The sequence below is a fragment of the Vibrio antiquarius genome, from assembly GCF_000024825.1.
Taxonomy (GTDB): Bacteria; Pseudomonadota; Gammaproteobacteria; order Enterobacterales; family Vibrionaceae; genus Vibrio; species Vibrio diabolicus.
This window is the reverse complement of record NC_013457.1, coordinates 1,785,298-1,803,605: the sequence shown is the minus strand read 5'-3', so window position 1 is coordinate 1,803,605 and position 18,308 is coordinate 1,785,298. Positions and strand designations below refer to the sequence as shown.

Sequence of the window (18,308 nt, the reverse complement as noted above, 5' to 3'; positions counted from 1 at the left end):
CGCTGATTTAGCGGGCATTTTTATTTCAGCTTAGTAGAAATCATTATTCCGATAGATCATAACCCGATTCTTCAGAAGAATAGCAGCGAGTAGCGCTTAGCGAGACGAAGTCATATACATAACAGCATGCTCGGACAATAAATCTGAATCACGCTCGTCCCTCGCGGTTCAGAATGACATTGAAAGATTTAAGAACCCCCAAAAGGTTCCCTACTCACATGAAACTCAATCTCTCAGCGAAGTCTTCCAACCATCATTTGATAAGCCTAAGCGAAGCCATAAATTTGGTAACAATGCCCATAGCACAATTAGCTTTCTTTCTACTTGAAACAGACCTCAGCCCAACGAGCTAGGCCAGCAGTGACCGAGCCAAAATAATTTCCACTGACAACCGGAATATTTGGCAGTACAGTTTGCACCGCATCGCGCAAAATTGGCGAGCGTGCCGAACCACCAGTCATAAAGATAGCATCGGGTTTTACCCCAGCTTGCTCTACCGCTTCTGTCACCAACGCCGTCATTTTATTCTTCGGCGACTGAATCGCTTCGATCATTTCGTCTCGTTGCACATCGACTTCAATCAGTTCTGACAGTAAGTTGATGCCAGTTCGGTAAGATGCTTGTTCTGAAAGCGCCACTTTCGCTTCTTCGGCACGGCGAACAATGTTGTAGCCTAAAGACTCATGATACACCTCTAGCAAACGAGCAAGCTTTTCTGGCTCTTGAGCCTGCTTTTGAAGCAACTTCAACGCGGATAGGTTCTCTCGCGAATAGAAATCACTCTGCGCTTCTACATTGTTGATTGCTATCGGGTTCCAGAATTGGGTGGTCGGCATCACAATACCTGACTCCATTTTGCTTTCCATGCCAAACGGGAACATGAGCTGCTTAAATGCTAACGCGATATCAAGATCATTCCCGCCGACGCGCTGGCCACTATGAGCTAACAAGCTTGCGGTCCTATCCGCTTTGCCACGCCAAGACGGCCCCATTTGAATCAACGAGCAGTCCGTTGTACCACCGCCAATATCGACCACTAGAATGGTTTTGTCTTCGCTGAGTGTCGCTTCATACTCTAGGCCCGCCGCGACAGGCTCAAACTGAAACTCCACATTTTGGAAGCCCGCACGTTTCGCTGCCCGCAACAAAATGCGTTCAGCCTGAATGTTAGCCGTTTCACCGCCACGCCCATGGAAGTTAATTGGCCGGCCGATAACAGCATCGGTAATACTTTGCTGCGCATCGTTTTCGGCTTGCGACTTAATATTGTCCATCATCGCGCAGACAAGATCTTCGAAGAAAGCCAATTGCACGTCACGCAAGCCAGAAGCGCCAAGAAAAGACTTCGGCGACTTTACGTAATAGATATCACGAGGATCTTCCAAATAGAGATTAAGCGCCGCCTGACCAAATGCAATGTCGTCAGATTCGAGATCAATACTTTCTTCTCTGTTTAAATTGATTGCCCGGCGTAAAACCTGCTCACCAACTTGATCTAATGGTTTAATATCTCGATGGCGAAATAAGTGCTCGGATACCGATTCACGAGTCGGTGCAGCAAGGGTGGAAGGAATAAATGGACTGCTCCCTTCTAGGTTAAGCATTACTGGCTCACCCGATTCCATTTTTGCCACTGAACAGTTTGCAGTGCCATAGTCAAAGCCGATAAACATAGTTCCTCCCACTAATAAGGGCCTGTAGACCGTTAAAAAGCCGGCAATGCTAACTTAATGGCATAGGAATTACTATCCTAAAATCGTGTGTAATTTAACGTGGCAAGTCTATCTAAGGTTTATTGCTCTCTTTTTTTCATAGATGGCAAAACAACCGCAACCAATAACGCTAATAATAAGAATACAGGAGTAAGCGTTAATCCGTGCCAGATCGAATAACCGTCATGGAACAACCAGAAAATACCAACAGTCAAGAGATACGCAAAGTAACTGCAAAACACTAAGCTAATCGCAACAAAGCGCGTTCGATTGATAATAAGAATCCGCACTAGATACTGACTAAGAATACCAGAACAGTGCATGGCAAGCTGCCAATTGATGATAAAGAAAGCAAGCGCAATAAACCCAGCAACCACTAGTGAATCGTGAGTATTTAAAATAAAGTAGCTACCAAATCGGCTTATGATGATCGGGTAATCCCCTTCATATACTGTTGACCAAGATATCGCGTTTGCTGCTGCAATGTAATTCGCAAAATAAGCGATGGCGTAAAAAGTCGTTTGAGAACTGAACGGCTGAAATACATCCGTACAATATCCTCGCCATTCTTCTTTGTTGGCTGTAGGTCCAACCCAGTTACGTTTTTGATGAGCGACGCGCTCGGCGAATGCAGGTCCGTTGCGAAACAACAACCAAAATATATACAGTGAAAGTATGACCAAGAGTATCGAAAACATACCCTTCCCCCTCAGAAATTATCGGCTCCACTACCAATGGCGTTGGGGTCGTAAACTGCACTTCCCTGCGATACCTATTTCATTTATCTGAACTTATTATTTTATTGCTGCCAAAACTTATTTAACGACATGCTAAACAGAAACATGGTCTCACTTGATGTTTAAGCTCAAAAGCCTACTTGTAGGTTTAGCACACAAAAACAGGGCCTGCAGAATGGAGAAAAGGAAATCGCGACTTATTAACGAACATGAAAACGCTAACTTGCTACGGTGACCGCGATGAGGGGAGAAGCATTCAAAGCGGTCATACATGCGGGAGGAACCGCTATTTCTCTAGCTTCTCTTCAAATACACCAATCTCTCTACCCAGCCAAATCGCGCGTTTCGTATGATCGAGCAACTCTTCTTCACTCACAGGATGGATAAGCACAGAAAAATCGCCTCGAATCGTATCGAGCCAAGCCAAAAACTCTTCACTCAATGACTCTAGGTGAATTTCAAACATCGGCATTTTATGTGGGCCAACCAATCTTCCAACTAAAGGAAACACACGCAGCACATCTTGACGCTCTTGACGGATGATCTCGTTCAAGGCTTGCGCTTTATCTTGTTCTCTTAAAGGAAAATAAACATGAGCGTGATACATAATTTCTCCATAATCACTTCGACTTGAGCACCATCTACTGTTGATAAGCTCAAGGACCGCCGAGGGTATACATTTGTAATGCCGTCACCCTACCCTGATTCCACTCTGTTGGGAAGAAGTTATGTATTCTCATAAGGCCGGAGTTTCGGGCACAACAAAAAATCTCAATACAACACATAACAACTACTTGAGTTGATTCATTAATAATGACTCACTTTGTCAAATTTTACAGCCAAATTTTGTTGCAAATATGTTTCATTAACCAGTAATTAAATTCGAGTTTAAAAATACCAATAGCAAAATAACAGCACATTACTCTGCAAAGTTAGGGTGTAAGCAAAACTTTACTACTGGTCAAAAGTCAAAATGAAGCACAATTTAACAATTTGTTTACACTTATTGTATCTGGCTATACCACGATTTAGTTAGAGGGTTAGATGCAAAAAAAATGTTTCTCTGTGTCTTGCGATGAAATAGCCGCAGCGGTGTTATCGGAAAATAGTTTAAAGGACGTACAGATGCCTACAGCTATAGAAAACACAAGCAACCTTAGGTATGGCCTTTGCGCTGATATCAGAGTTTGAGTACCCATACAAACTCTGGTTTGATATGAACAGCTGCAGTCCAAAAGACACGCAGCGTCAAAAGGAGCTTGAGATGAACGTTCAGGCATTACCCATGCATCGGTTTATCGACCATCATGGGGACCTAGTCGGCCAACTACCCAACTGGGCTGACACTGAAACTTTGGTCGGGTTTTACCGAGACATGGTATTAACTCGCACTTACGACAACAAAGCCGTTGCGTTGCAACGCACCGGCAAGTTAGGGACCTACCCTTCGCACCTAGGTGCTGAAGCCATCGGCATTGCGGTCGGCAGAGCGCTGAAAGCCGATGATGTATTTGTCCCTTATTATCGCGATATGCCTGCAATGTGGTGTCGTGGTATTGGCATGGAGAAGAATCTTCAATACTGGGGCGGTGATGAGCGCGGTAGTGATTTTGCTCCTGAGGGCAGCCCAATTCCTAGCCGAGATCTTCCATTCTGTGTCCCCATTGCGACGCAATGTACGCACGCTGTCGGGGTGGCTTCCGCACTGAAAATTCAAGGTAACCATGAAGCTGCGCTAGTCATGTGCGGCGATGGCGGTACATCCAAAGGGGATTTTCTAGAGTCAATAAACTGTGCGGGAGCTTGGAATATTCCACTTGTTTTCGTTGTGAATAACAACCAGTGGGCAATTTCAGTGCCGCGTAGCCTTCAATGTGCTGCCGATTTCTTATCAGAAAAAGCGCAAGGCGCTGGTATACCGGGCATTACAGTAGATGGTAACGATGTCGTCGCGGTTTATGATGCAACCAAGACCGCACTTGAGAGAGCGAGAAAAGGGAAAGGCGCAACACTCATCGAAGCGGTCAGTTACCGATTAAGTGACCACACTACGGCCGATGATGCGACTCGTTATCGTAAAGAGGACGATGTTCAAACCGCATGGCAATACGAACCTATAGCACGTCTTAAAACGTATCTCCTTAATCAAGGAGCTTGGAGCGATGAACAAGAGCAGCAATGGCTAGAATACTGCAAGGAACAAGTGGAACTGGCAGTTGAACGCTACCTCAGCTTACCGTCACAAGCACCAGAAACTGGGTTCGATTATTTGTATGAATCGCTTCCCCAAGAGCTTCACGCTCAAAGAGATGAGCTCATCAACAAAGCAATGCGAATGCAGGGAGGCAAACATGGCTGAGCTAACGTTAGTTGAAGCAGTAAACCTCGCTCTGCACCACGAAATGCAACAAGACCAAAATGTTGTCGTGTTAGGTGAGGACGTAGGTGATAATGGTGGCGTATTCCGTGCCACCGTAGGGCTCAAACAAGAGTTTGGTCTCAAACGAGTGATCGATACGCCACTCGCTGAAGCGTTAATCGGCGGTGTTGCGGTCGGTATGGCAACGCAAGGATTACGACCTGTCGCCGAATTTCAATTTCAAGGTTTCGTTTTTCCTGCAATGGAGCACTTAATGTGCCACGCGGCACGCATGCGTAACCGAACTCGCGGTCGCCTCACTTGCCCTGCGGTTTTTCGTGCGCCATTTGGTGGCGGTATTCACGCTCCAGAGCACCACTCAGAAAGTGTAGAGGCGCTATTTGCGCACACTGCTGGCTTTAAAGTAGTGATTCCTTCTTCACCTCAACGCGCATACGGCCTGCTTCTCGCCGCGATTCGAAGTAATGATCCTGTCATGTTCTTCGAACCGAAACGCATTTATCGAACCGTAAAATCTGAAGTCGTTGATAATGGCGAAGCACTTCCACTCGACACCTGCTTCACCTTACGTAAGGGGCGAGATATCACGCTTGTTACTTGGGGCGCATGCGTCGTAGAGTCACTTCAAGCCGCACAGACCTTATCTAGTCAAGGAATTGAAGTCGAGGTGATTGATTTGGCGAGCATTAAGCCAATTGATACCGCAACGATTTTCAGCTCACTAGAAAAAACCGGACGTTTACTCGTTGTTCATGAAGCGAGTAAAACTTGTGGTGTGGGCTCTGAGCTTTTAGCTCGAACAGCCGAACACGCCATGTGCTTACTAAAAGCCCCACCTAAACGAGTAACTGGAATGGATACCATTATGCCTTATTACCGTAACGAAGATTATTTCATGGTTCAGGAAGAAGACATTGTGACCGCAGCGCGCGAACTCGTGGAGGATTGGAAATGAAGACGTTTAACTTACCCGATCTCGGCGAAGGCCTCGCTGAATCAGAAATTGTAAAATGGCACGTTAATGTCGGTGACATGGTTAAGTTGGATCAAGTGATCTTAACTGTCGAGACAGCAAAAGCGACGGTCGACGTTCCCGCCCCCTACTCGGGCCGTGTAGTCAGCCGCCATGGGGAAGAAGGTGATATCGTCAATATTGGCGCATTGCTACTCGAAATTGACGAAACTGGCGCAGAGCGCGGGGCAGCGGTAGAGAAAAAGGAGACCGCTGACGCCGCAACCGTTGTCGGCAATGTTTCTCATCAAGCGCATCACGTTAACGTCGATGACTTCTGGATTGGAGGCAATCACAACACGACTGAGAGTAATCTAGTTACTGCTCTACCGTCGGCTCGTCTATTGGCACAAAAACTTGGAGTAGATCTTAATCTCGTGTCAGGCAGTGGTCCAAACGGTCTTATCGTTGATGCCGACATTTACGACGAAGCCGGAAAACAGCGTCCGGGCACAGAAGTATTGAAAGGTGCTCGACGCACCATGGTGTCCTCGATGACTGAGTCACACGAGCACGTTGCTGCCGTGACCATTACAGAAGAAGCGTTGCTGGAAGACTGGCTGCCGAACGAAGACATCAGTATCCGTCTAGTTCAAGCGATTGTTCATGCGTGTCAGGAAGAGCCCGCTTTAAATGCTTGGTTTGATGCAGAAACCATGACACGTTGCGTGCACAATACAGTTAACCTTGGTATTGCTGTAGATAGCCGTCATGGCTTGTACGTACCCGTATTGCGCCACGCAGATGAATACGAGCCACAAGATGTTCGTCGTTGGCTCGATCAAACTGTTGAAGGGATCAGAGAGAGAAAAATCGGTCGAGAGCAATTACAGCACGCGACGATTACGCTTTCCAACTTCGGAGCGATTGCCGGCATTTACGCGACACCTGTCGTCACACCTCCGCAAGTCGCTATTGTTGGTGCTGGTCGAATACTCGACCGAGTGGTGATAAGAAATGGTCAAGCAATTTCGGTGAAAGCAATGCCGCTATCCGTAACGTTTGATCATCGCGCTTGTACTGGTGGTGAAGCAGCAAGGTTTACTAAAGTGCTTGCAGAACACCTGCAACGCCCGAGCGAAAAGTAACTGGTAAAAACCAAATGATAAAGGCTTCCAGTTCGGAAGCCTTTTGTTTGAGAGAACAGATTATATCTACAGCTTCGCTAGCAACTCCGGCATCACCTCAAATAAATCGCCGACCAACCCATAGTCAGCGATGTCAAAAATAGGCGCATCGGGATCGCTGTTAATTGCGACAATGACCTTTGAGTCTTTCATTCCCGCTAAATGTTGAATAGCACCAGAAATTCCGACGGCAATGTATAATTCAGGTGCAACAATTTTACCAGTTTGCCCGACTTGATGGTCATTAGACACATAACCCGCATCGACCGCCGCTCGGGACGCTCCTACCGCTCCACCTAGCTTGTCAGCCAATTGTTCGACTAAAGCAAACTTCTCTTTACTCCCTAATGCACGACCACCCGATACCACCACTCTAGCCGCTGGCAATTCTGGTCGCTCACTTTCTGGCGTTTGCTGCGAAATAAACTCACTAAGTTTGTTGATAATCACCGTATCGACTTGAGTAACCTTAGGGACAACTGGCGTATCTGACAGCTCTTGGGCATCAAAAGCCGTACTTCGTATGGTCATCACTTTAAAGGGGTCGTTCGACGTGACTCTCGCCAATGCATTCCCGGCATATATTGGACGAATCACCGTATCGATAGACTCGATTGTCATCACGTCCGAAAGTTGCCCTACATCGAGTAACGCCGCCACGCGAGGCATCACATTCTTACCAAATGTACTGGCAGGAGCAAGAATGTGTGAGTAATTTTTGGCTACTTGTGAGATCAAAGGCGCAATGTTTTCCGCTAACCCATGCTCGTATTCCTTCGCGTCAACCCAGATAATTTCTGCAACGCCCTTAACACACTTCAACTCATCCAAAACCGATTGGCACTGATAACCAATAAGCAATACAGACACAGGAAGCGATTTATCACCATCCTTGATATCAAATGCCGCTTTAATTGCACACAGCGTCCCTGCAGCCAACGACTGGTTGTCATGTTCCGCAATGACAAGTGTTGCTAATGGTCGGTCATCCATGGTCATGCCTCGTATAACACTTCAGATCCATTACTTGAGCTTAGTTCACTTCACGTTAACGTCAACTGAGCTATAGTTTTCTGTATAGAAACCAAAAACCTGTCACGCAGATGACGATAATAGAAAGGAAGCAGATAGATGGAACGAGAATGTATGGAGTTTGATGTCGTGATCGTGGGAGCCGGACCTGCGGGCTTAAGTGCCGCTTGTCGCCTAGCTCAATTCAACCAAGATAGTGAAGGTGACGCACTTTCAATTTGCGTTGTAGAAAAAGGCTCAGAAGTGGGCGCACATATTTTATCTGGCGCTGTTTTTGAAACTAGTGCCTTGGATGAACTTTTCCCCGATTGGAAAGAAATGGATGCCCCGCTATCAGCCTCAGTTCAGCAAGACCATTTCCTTTATCTTACTACTGAGCAAAACCATATTCGCATCCCTCATTTCCTTACGCCACGTCCAATGATAAATGGCGAAAATAATTATGTAATTAGCCTTGCCAACCTTTGCCGTTGGCTCGCTAACCAAGCAGAAAGTCTTGGGGTGGAAGTTTTTCCTGGCTTTGCCGCTGCAAGCATCAATTATGATCAGACTGGCGCCGTGACAGGCATTAATACGAGCGATATGGGACTAGATAAGAACGGCCAAGCCAAACCTAACTTTGAGCCAGGTATCGAGCTAAAGGCAAAATACACCCTTTTTGCTGAAGGTTGTCGCGGACATCTGGGTAAAGAACTTATTCAAAGGTTCGACCTAGACGCAGGCAAGCAACCTCAGCACTACGCGCTTGGCTTAAAAGAGATATGGGAATTACCCACTGACAGCAAGGATGTATCTGGCAGTGTTATCCACTCCGCTGGCTGGCCTTTGAGCAAGACAAATACCACTGGCGGCGGTTTTCTCTATCACATGGAGAACAACCAAATCGCGGTCGGTTTGATCGTAGATTTAAACTACAGCAACCCTTACTTAAGCCCGTTTGACGAGTTTCAACGCTTTAAGCACCATCCAGCTATCAAGCAACATCTTAAAGGTGCCCAACGTATCGCATATGGCGCAAGAGCCATTGCAAAAGGTGGACTTTCTTCTCTGCCGAAACAGCAATTCCCCGGCGGTTTATTGATTGGTTGTGATGCAGGCACTTTGAATGTCGCTAAAATTAAAGGCAGCCACACAGCCATTAAGTCCGGAATCATTGCAGCAGAAGCAGTACATACTGCCCGACAAACTGGGGCTTCTGAGCCAGACTACCAGTCATTGTTTGAATCATCATGGTTGTATGACGAGCTCGCCGAAACACGTAACTTTGGTGCGAACATCCACAAGTTTGGCAGCATACTGGGCGGTGCACTTTCGACCTTTGAGCATAACCTATGGCAACCACTGGTTAAGAAGCCGTTACCTTGGACTATCAAGGACTATTCGTACGATCACGAACAGTTAAAACCTAAACAAGAGTGCCAACCAATTGCATACCCAAAACCAGATGGTGAAATCAGTTTTGATAAGCCTTCGTCGGTATTTTTGTCGGGAACACAGCACGAAGAGAATCAACCTTGTCACCTTGTTCTGACTTATCCTCACATTCCAATTGATGTGAATTTGGGTATGTATGACGAGCCGAGCCAGCGCTATTGCCCTGCGGGGGTTTACGAAGTGGTGGAAGTTGAGAGTAAGTTGAAGTTTCAGATAAATGCCGCCAACTGCGTGCATTGCAAAACCTGTGACATCAAAGACCCTTCACAAAACATCACATGGAAAGCGCCAGAAGGCGGTGGCGGACCAAGCTATCAAAACATGTAACCAAAGAACCACTTAAAGTGCAGAAGCAGTGCATTTACTACTGCTAATTTGTAAAGTGGTTAAGCAAAAAGTCGGTAGCTAACAGCGGCAGATAAAGAAAAACAGCACCTGATGATTCAATCAGGTGCTGTTTACTAAAATAACTTTATCTTCAGGTAATATTAATCCACGCTAAAAACTTGGTGATGGAACAGCTGATCAACGATTTCATGAGATGTCGCTGACGACCCTAGCTCCAACCCTGATAAATCAAAGTTCTCTAATGCCACTGACATTGTGTTGCTGCCTTCTCCAGTAATCGTCAAGTTCAGAGTATCTTGGGCACTATCGTAGTCTGCGCTTACGTGTTCCAACAAGTTATCCATATCCGTTGTGTCGTCACCGACAAACTCAAGAATGTCACTCAAATCCAGCTTGTCTTCATCCAGCCTAAAGTCTTTAATCACATCTCTTGATGACGTCATGTCCAGTGATTCTTGAGTAAAGGTGAAGGTGTCAATACCCTCTCCACCTGTCAAGATGTCACTGCCTAGACCTCCCGTCAGGATATCGTTTCCAAGCCCACCAACCAGAATGTCATCGCCTGCGCCACCACTCAACGTATCTTCACCTGCTTGTCCTAGCAAAATATCAATGCTTTCGCCACCAGTGATGCTATTCGCAAACTCATCTCCCACTGACGCATGGCGCTCAGTTTGAGCAATATCGGTGCCAGAATCGTTCAATGTAAGTGTAAAGACGTTTTCACTTATGCCACCTTTACCATCAGACACTTTAAACAAGAAATGCAAATCCGCCTGCTGGTCACCCTGTAGAGTAAGATCATCGCTTTGAGTAAAACTATAACTGCCATTGGATGACACTTCCAAAGTGCCGAACGCTGTCTGGATATGAAGTTGACCATCTACGTCACTGGTTGAAGAAACTAACGGCTGATTTACGGTTACACCGTGCAGATCTGCGCCCAACAGAGTGAAATCGCCTTCTGCCAAAGAAATGGTCATGCTATCACCATCAGCGTCCTGGCTTCCCGCCAGTAACTCGCCGGCAATTGGATCGGGAGAGAACTGGTTTAGGTACTGCCCCAAGTCTTCACCTGAGTCGATAAACACCACTTTGTCGCTAAGCTCATCTAGAGCCTCTGCTGCTTTGACATTATCAGAGAGAGCAATACCAATCCCATATACCTTGGCGTCATGAGTCTGTTTGTAATCCTCCCAGCGCTCGTCTAGATCAGGAGAAGTAACAGCGCCCTCGCTAGGGTTGGGTTCGCCATCTGAGATAAAGAATATGGTGTCCTTACTCTCAGACGGTTTTTCTGGACCGAAATAGTCCCAACCATCCTGCCAAGGGTAAACGGCATTACTTGCCTCACCAGGCTCCATTACAGCCTCTAAAGCTTTATCGTAATCCGTATTGGTACCGTATTCTACGTCACACCAGTTGCGCACATATTCTGAAACTTCATTTTGGAAACTTAAATCGTTTGGATCACGGCCATTCATCTCTGGTGGGCGTGTCATCAACTCAACTTCACTCAAAGTCAGCCAGCTATGTGTGGATGTATCACCGTCGAAACGTACCAGGCGGATATAGGTGTTTGATTCTCCTCCATCGGCAATCATGTTTTCAACCATGGAATGTAACGCAGCAGCTGCTTTGTAAGCTCTCGATTCAGTTTTCGGTGCTGTTGCATCACGACCCACGGTATTTTCACCGTCAAAGGTGCGGGTCATGCTGTTCGAGTGGTCGAACACTACCGTCACTTTATTGATCGGTAAGTCTTCCATCTGAGCAAAGCCCTGAACTGGAGATGAGGTTGGGGCATGGTTCTCAGTGACATTCAGGATAACCTGAGTTGTATCGGTATCCACACCATCGCTTGCAGACACTTCCAACTGATACGTTTGCTGAGTCGAGTGATCCAGTTTTACACCATCTTTCAGCCAAATCTCACCACTATTAGAGTCAACACGGAATAGATCAGCATCACCACCACTCAATTCATACTTTATGGTGTCACTGCCATCCGGATCAAACGCTTCCACCTGGCCGACTAATACCCCAACTTCTTGCTCAGCGACGTCAAAGCTTGCTGTATCTTCTGTTGGCATACCGTTGGCATCGGTGCCATGGGTTTGGTCTGTATCACCGACACTGATGAATTCTGGTGCGCGATCTCGGATATCAATGGTAACTTCGCTATTTGTAGTATCACCGTCAGCATCGATAACCGTAACGTCAAGCTTCTCTTGTTGATGACCTACAACATTGCTCGCTTGATAGTCGTAGTGACCATTTTCAAAGTTAATGGTCAGCTTGCCGTGGTTGATATCAATTTGCGCCAGAGAATGGTCCGATATTTTCGTGCCATCGCTGTTAGTGACATCACCGTTTACTTTGTTGTAGTAATATATCTCGCCATCGATAGTGATGTGATCTACCCACTGAGCATCACCGCCATTGTCATCCAGAAGGTTGCCTTGCAACTGGCCTGAGACCGTTTTACTAAGCAAATCCCCAATCTGAGAATCATCTACAACGACAATAGCACTGCCTTTATCTGTCGCGATCGACTCCAGATGTTCCAGAGACGCTCCATTACCAATACCAACAGACCAGATATTTTCAACATCCTGACCGCTACTGCTGATGCTATTTTCCATCGCATTTTGCAGAATGATGCCCTCTTCTTCAGAAGTAGGCTGAACCCGACCATTCACTATGTCCTGATAACGCTGTTCACTTTCAAAATCATCTGATGTTGACCACTTAATCAAGTTTTCACGGGTTTGAATTTCTCCCACGTTTGTTTGATTTGTCCAATAGGTAAAATCGGAAGGTCGACCATCTGAGATAAAGTAAAGCTGGGTATCGGTATTACTAAGCAATGCGTCATCTTCTGGGTCACTAAGTATTTCATTTATTTGGTCAACGGCCTGGTTATATGGCGTCGATGCATAGGGATGTATACCAGAGATAAAGGCATCAATGGCCTCGGCAGAATCTAGCCACTCAGAAATCTGGCCAGATGGTTGTCCGCTGTAAGTTGCAATTCTAAAACTTACTGGACCCAAATCTTGGTATTGCTCAAACATTGACTTAATGGAGTCTTGAGCAAGTTGCCAGCGAGTAACATATTGTCCGTCTGCATCTGTTACCCAGTCGAGCATTGATTCTGACGCATCAAGTGCAATCACAACACTATTACTTTGTGAATCAACATCATTTATTTCGTAGTGAGCTGAAGACGATGACGGTAGTGAATCCGTTACATTCAGATGCAAGGTGGCAGTCTCAGACTGACCTCCGGCATCCACCTCGACGCTAGCGCGGATATCCAGCATGTCCGCCCCCTGCTCCGCATGATCAAGAGGCATATGTTGATCAACTGTGAAATGACCCGTTTTGCTATCTATGTTGGCTTGAACCACTTTGATGCGGTCGGCACCTGTTCCAGTATAACCAGTTAGAGTGCTCTGATCTGCACTCACTTCAAACACGACCTCTTTACCATCGCTGGTGAAACCACCTAGGTTTTGCTCGGCGTTGAAGTGATATTCAGCCTCCGTTGCAGACCCGAGGTTTGCGATAAAGTTGCCTTCAGCATGTACGCCAGTATCCGTGCCAACTTGAGATTCATCCAATGCTGCGTGTGCATCGCTGAGCGACATAGGCTCACCCATCACACTAACGGTAACTTTTGCTTTATCAGTCAGACCATCGTCATCACGGATGGTGTATTCGAAGGTATAATCTTTCACTTCACCCGTTTTCAGGGTTTGTTGATCAGCTGGCAGTGACTCTAGGTACTTGGCCGCATCAAAGACCAATTTACCATCTTGCAGATTAAGGAAACTTTCTGATGGATAGTCGATAATAGTCAGAGCGTCACCATCCGGGTCGCTGTCATTCGCCAGAACATCCAGCTCTAACGTGCCTGAGCCGTTGGTCTGGTAAGCTTCATCAAAGGTCGTCAGGTCCGCTGATACCTGAGTAATAAAGTACTCTGAGCCTTTAGGATCAATGACACCGTCTTTATAGCTGGTAGTAGACATTTCAATACTATCGAAGAAACGCCCATCTGCATTGATGTTGACTACTTGATTACCACCACGGGTACCTTCAAACACACCTGTCGCAACCAAGTCACCTTTGTAGTAAGCCTTCCAAACACCGCGCTCAATACCAGGCTCCCAGCTACCGTTCGAAGTGTCTGTCCATAGGTTTTTCACTTCAACTTCAGCATGATCGGCAACCTGACCATTAGCGAAGGAGAAGCGCATTGCTTCACTTTGTCCAGTTGCATCATCATATCGAATCTGACCATCTTGAACCCGGTCTGAGCCGCTGTCTAGCGCAGAACTAACGCCATATTTGTGGTCGCCGTCACCAACATAATCAGCTTTCGATGCATCAGAAACCTTGTTTCCAGATCGAGTATCAATCACATAATAATCAACTGTGATATCAGTGCTATCATCCCAGTTGCTCTGGTCAAGTGTCTTGGTTGTTTTTTCAATGCCCTTATCATCTTCAGCAATAGGGGCTTCATTAATATCGCGAACCAACACTTCGACCTGAGCGGTGTCTTTACCGCCAAACTGGTCACGAGCTTCCACTTCTAGCTGGTAGTTATCGATAGATTCATGGTCCAGATTTGCACCATTTTTGACACTGATCTCACCAGTAAGACTGTTGATTTCAAACAGTTCGCTATGACCGTTTAAGTGATACGTTATCTGACTGTCCTGATCGACATCGAATGCATTTACTTTTCCAATTACACCCGATTGACTGTTTTCATCAACGCTAAACTGGTAACTATCGATGTCGGTTTTACCTTGAGCATCCAGACCAAAGTTGTCATTACTCCCACTAACAAATTCAGGAGCATCATTAGTGCCCGTAATATCAATCACGATCTTTTGTTGGGTGCCATCGGTCGCCGTGAGAGTGATGATGTCTTGCACCTGGTCACCCTCGTCCAACTGTTGAACCTGGCTTTGATCCAGCGTATACGTCCACTTTCCATCCGCCAATACTAGCTCACCGTAGGTGCCCGTAACGGTAGTGTTGCTGAACACTGGCTCATCGCCATTATCAACATCAGAGATAGTGATGGTGCCTGTTGCGGTCGCGACATCACCGAGGTTGCCTTCGCTCACCTTGCCAGTAAACGTACCGTCAACAATAGGCGTGTCTTCGGTGCCCGTAATATCAATCACGATCTTTTGTTGGGTGCCATCGGTTGCCGTCAGGGTGATGGTGTCTTGCACCTGCTCACCCTCGTCCAGCTGTTGAACCTGGCTTTGGTCCAGCGTATACGTCCACTTCCCATCCACCAATGCTAGCTCACCATAGGTGCCCGTAACGGTGGTGTTTGTAAAAATCGGATCGTCGCCGTTATCAACATCAGAGATGGTGATGGTGCCTGTTGCGGTCGCGACATCACCGAGATTACCTTCGGTCACCGACCCCGTGAACGTGCCCGTCACGACTGGCGCGTCTTCGGTGCCCGTAATATCAATCACGATGTTTTGTTGGGTCCCATCGGTCGCCGTGAGAGTGATGGTGTCTTGCACCCGGTCACCCTCGTCCAACTGTTGGACCTGGCTTTGGTCCAGCGTATACGTCCACTTCCCGTCCACCAATGCTAGCTCACCATAGGTGCCCGTAACGGTGGTGTTTGCAAAAATCGGATCGTCACCATTATCAACATCAGAGATGGTGATGGTGCCTGTTGCGGTCGCGACATCACCGAGATTGCCTTCGGTCACCTTGCCGGTGAACGTGCCCGTCACGGCTGGCATGTCTTCGGTGCCCGTAATATCAATCACGATCTTTTGTTGGGTGCCATCGGTCGCCGTGAGAGTGATGGTATCTTGCACCTGCTCACCCTCGTCCAACTGCTGAACCTGGCTTTGGTCCAGCGTATACGTCCACTTTCCATCCACCAATACCAACTCACCGTAGGTGCCTGTAACGGTAGTGTTGCTGAACTCTGGCTCATCGCCATTATCAACATCAGTAATAGCAATGGTGCCTGTTGCGGTCGCGACATCACCGAGGTTGCCTTCGGTCACCTTACCCGTGAATGTGCCCGTCACGACGGGCGTGTCTTCGGTGCCCGTAATATCAATCACGATGCTTTGTTGGGTGCCATCGGTCGCCGTCAGGGTGATGGTATCTTGCACCTGCTCACCCTCGTCCAACTGCTGAACCTGGCTTTGGTCTAGCGTATACGTCCACTTTCCATCCACCAATACCAACTCACCATAGGTGCCCGTAACGGTGGTGTTTGTAAAAATCGGATCGTCGCCGTTATCAACATCAGAGATGGTGATGGTGCCTGTTGCGGTCGCGACATCACCGAGATTGCCTTCGGTCACCGACCCCGTAAACGTGCCCGTCACAACGGGCGTGTCTTCGGTGCCCGTAATATCAATCACGATCTTTTGTTGGGTCCCATCGGTTGCCGTCAGGGTGATGGTGTCTTGCACCTGCTCACCCTCGTCCAGCTGTTGAACCTGGCTTTGGTCCAGCGTATACGTCCACTTCCCGTCCACCAATGCTAGCTCACCATAGGTGCCCTTAACGGTGGTGTTTGCAAAAATCGGATCGTCGCCGTTATCAACATCAGAGATAGTAATGGTACCTGCTGCGGTCACAACATCACCGAGATTGCCTTCGGTCACCTTGCCCGTGAATGTGCCCGTCACGACTGGCGCGTCTTCGGTGCCCGTAATATCAATCACGATGTTTTGTTGGGTGCCATCGGTCGCCGTCAGGGTGATGGTGTCTTGCACCTGATCACCTTCGTCCAGCTGTTGAACCTGGCTTTGGTCCAGCGTATACGTCCACTTCCCATCCACCAATGCTAGCTCACCATAGGTGCCCGTAACGGTAGTGTTTGCGAAAATCGGATCGTCGCCATTATCAACATCAGTAATAACAATGGAGCCTGTTGCGGTCGCGACATCACCGGGATTGCCTTCGGTCACCTTGCCCGTGAACGTGCCCGTCACGACTGGCGCGTCTTCGGTGCCCGTAATATCAATCACGATGTTTTGTTGGGTGCCATCGGTCGCCGTGAGAGTGATGATATCTTGCACCTGGTCACCCTCGTCCAGCTGTTGAACCTGGCTTTGGTCCAGCGTATACGTCCACTTCCCGTCCACCAATGCTAGCTCACCATAGGTGCCCGTAACGGTAGTGTTGCTGAACACTGGCTCATCGCCATTATCAACATCAGAGATAGTAATGGTACCTGTTGCGGTCGCGACATCACCGAGATTGCCTTCGGTCACCGACCCCGTAAACGTGCCCGTCACAACGGGCGTGTCTTCGGTGCCCGTAATATCAATCACGATCTTTTGTTGGGTGCCATCGTTCGCCGTGAGAGTGATGATATCTTGCACCTGATCACCCTCGTCCAGATGTTGAACCTGGCTTTGGTCCAGCGTATACGTCCACTGACCATCCACCAATACCAACTCACCGTAGGTGCCCGTAACGGTGGTGTTTGCAAAAATCGGATCGTCACCATTATCGACATCAGTAATAGCAATGGTGCCTGTTGCGGTCGCAAAATCACCGAGATTGCCTTCGATCACCTTGCCCGTGAACGTGCCCGTCACGACTGGCGCATCTTCAGTGCCCGTAATAGAGATCACAACTTCATGCTCAGTGCCATCTACAGATAAAACGGTAATACTTCTGATGATTGGGTCACTGTCATGATCCAAAGCCTGCACTTCTTCGTGCTCATTATTCAGCTGATAATTCCAGTTACCGAAAGCATCAATTGAGAAGACGCCCCAATAACTATCTTGAACCTCACTCTGTGATTGGAATAATGCTTCACCTGTATTTGGATCAGTAACACTGAGGTTGCCAGAAGTTCCAAGCGTCACGTCTTCTTGAACGGCACCTCTATCTTCACCATCAATCAACGCTTCAGTTTCACCAAGCTCTGAGGTTGTGAATCGAGAAATATTAAATAGCGTTGTACTTTGCTCTGTCGTCACGCCGGCGGTTTCAAAAAAAGTACTTGCTAGTACTTCTGCCCCCGTTCGTTCAACAGTACCAGAGGCCGTCAAACTTGAACCCGTAACTTCACCAGCTTCAGTAGCATATTCATCACCTAGTTCACTCGGGTCTTGTCCTTTTTCGATGGCCTCTAATATTTTCGCAAGCTTGTCGGTAGAATCAGTTTGAGCTTCACCTTCTGTGTCAGCAATATATACATGCTGAGGTTGGATCTTCCCCTCTACTAATTCAACGACCACTTCTCCCGGTAACAAGTTTTCTTTAGACGCAAAAGCTTTAATTTGACCATCTAGGCCGATTACAACATAGGTTTGTGCGGTTAATTTTGATGGTCCAACCAAGAGCTTATACCTCATTTAGTAAATACAAAAATCTCAAAGTCCATAAAACTAAGAAAGTAATAAGACTTATTTTCAAGAAGCGATATACACAATTGGGCGTAAGCTAGCATCAATTAACCCATCTAAAACACGCAATTATCCTATCAATAATTTT

General features: G+C 47.2%; 9 protein-coding genes. 4 read left to right on the top strand and 5 right to left on the bottom strand.

The genetic code is table 11. The annotated features are described in order from the left end of the window. Positions 1–320 precede the first annotated feature (320 nt). From yegD to VEA_RS22870, 3 genes are all read right to left on the bottom strand, one after another. Complete coding sequence (gene yegD / locus VEA_RS22880) at positions 321–1,673, bottom strand: molecular chaperone (RefSeq protein ID WP_006742470.1); 1,353 nt, start codon at positions 1,671–1,673, stop codon at positions 321–323. A 119-nt stretch (positions 1,674–1,792) separates the two neighbouring features. After that, positions 1,793–2,410, bottom strand: coding sequence for a hypothetical protein (locus tag VEA_RS22875; protein ID WP_006742469.1), 618 nt, complete (start codon positions 2,408–2,410; stop codon positions 1,793–1,795). A gap of 325 nt (positions 2,411–2,735) precedes the next feature. Then, complete coding sequence (locus VEA_RS22870; RefSeq protein ID WP_012842501.1) at positions 2,736–3,056, bottom strand: DOPA 4,5-dioxygenase family protein; 321 nt, start codon at positions 3,054–3,056, stop codon at positions 2,736–2,738. A gap of 657 nt (positions 3,057–3,713) precedes the next feature. Between VEA_RS22870 and pdhA the strand changes: the two genes are divergently transcribed. Genes pdhA through VEA_RS22855 form a run of 3 tightly spaced genes read left to right on the top strand, consistent with a single transcriptional unit; the run spans position 3,714 to position 6,929 of the window. Then, complete coding sequence (gene pdhA, locus VEA_RS22865; protein WP_012842500.1) at positions 3,714–4,808, top strand: pyruvate dehydrogenase (acetyl-transferring) E1 component subunit alpha; 1,095 nt, start codon at positions 3,714–3,716, stop codon at positions 4,806–4,808. Next, on the top strand, positions 4,801–5,784 hold the full coding sequence (locus VEA_RS22860) for an alpha-ketoacid dehydrogenase subunit beta (protein WP_005395620.1): 984 nt from the start codon (positions 4,801–4,803) through the stop codon (positions 5,782–5,784). Before pdhA ends, VEA_RS22860 begins: the two co-directional genes overlap by 8 nt. Then, positions 5,781–6,929 carry a dihydrolipoamide acetyltransferase family protein gene (locus VEA_RS22855; RefSeq protein WP_006742466.1) on the top strand — a complete coding sequence of 383 codons (1,149 nt, stop codon included), beginning with the start codon at positions 5,781–5,783 and terminating at the stop codon, positions 6,927–6,929. The genes VEA_RS22860 and VEA_RS22855 overlap by 4 nt, the downstream gene beginning before the upstream one ends. 66 nt (positions 6,930–6,995) lie before the next feature. Here the strand turns inward: VEA_RS22855 and VEA_RS22850 are convergent, their stop codons facing one another. Further along, positions 6,996–7,961: an electron transfer flavoprotein subunit alpha/FixB family protein gene (locus tag VEA_RS22850; RefSeq protein WP_012842499.1), complete on the bottom strand. Its 966-nt coding sequence runs from the start codon at positions 7,959–7,961 to the stop codon at positions 6,996–6,998. Between the two features lie 138 nt (positions 7,962–8,099). Here VEA_RS22850 and VEA_RS22845 point away from each other — a divergent pair, with 138 nt between their 5' ends. Then, on the top strand, positions 8,100–9,761 hold the full coding sequence (locus VEA_RS22845; RefSeq protein ID WP_006742464.1) for an electron transfer flavoprotein-ubiquinone oxidoreductase: 1,662 nt from the start codon (positions 8,100–8,102) through the stop codon (positions 9,759–9,761). Positions 9,762–9,922: 161 nt separating this feature from the next. Here VEA_RS22845 and VEA_RS22840 read toward each other — a convergent pair whose 3' ends face one another. Then, positions 9,923–18,154 carry a VCBS domain-containing protein gene (locus VEA_RS22840; protein ID WP_012842498.1) on the bottom strand — a complete coding sequence of 2,744 codons (8,232 nt, stop codon included), beginning with the start codon at positions 18,152–18,154 and terminating at the stop codon, positions 9,923–9,925. Positions 18,155–18,308: the final 154 nt, after the last annotated feature.

Excerpts from the sequence above, each read along its gene's own strand:
- yegD (WP_006742470.1), bottom strand. The coding sequence starts at position 1,673 with ATGTTTATCGGCTTTGACTATGGCACTGCAAACTGTTCAGTGGCAAAA.
- pdhA (WP_012842500.1), top strand. The coding sequence starts at position 3,714 with ATGAACGTTCAGGCATTACCCATGCATCGGTTTATCGACCATCATGGG.
- VEA_RS22845 (WP_006742464.1), top strand. The coding sequence starts at position 8,100 with ATGGAACGAGAATGTATGGAGTTTGATGTCGTGATCGTGGGAGCCGGA.
- VEA_RS22875 (WP_006742469.1), bottom strand. The coding sequence starts at position 2,410 with ATGTTTTCGATACTCTTGGTCATACTTTCACTGTATATATTTTGGTTG.
- VEA_RS22860 (WP_005395620.1), top strand. The coding sequence starts at position 4,801 with ATGGCTGAGCTAACGTTAGTTGAAGCAGTAAACCTCGCTCTGCACCAC.
- VEA_RS22855 (WP_006742466.1), top strand. The coding sequence starts at position 5,781 with ATGAAGACGTTTAACTTACCCGATCTCGGCGAAGGCCTCGCTGAATCA.
- VEA_RS22850 (WP_012842499.1), bottom strand. The coding sequence starts at position 7,961 with ATGGATGACCGACCATTAGCAACACTTGTCATTGCGGAACATGACAAC.
- VEA_RS22870 (WP_012842501.1), bottom strand. The coding sequence starts at position 3,056 with ATGTATCACGCTCATGTTTATTTTCCTTTAAGAGAACAAGATAAAGCG.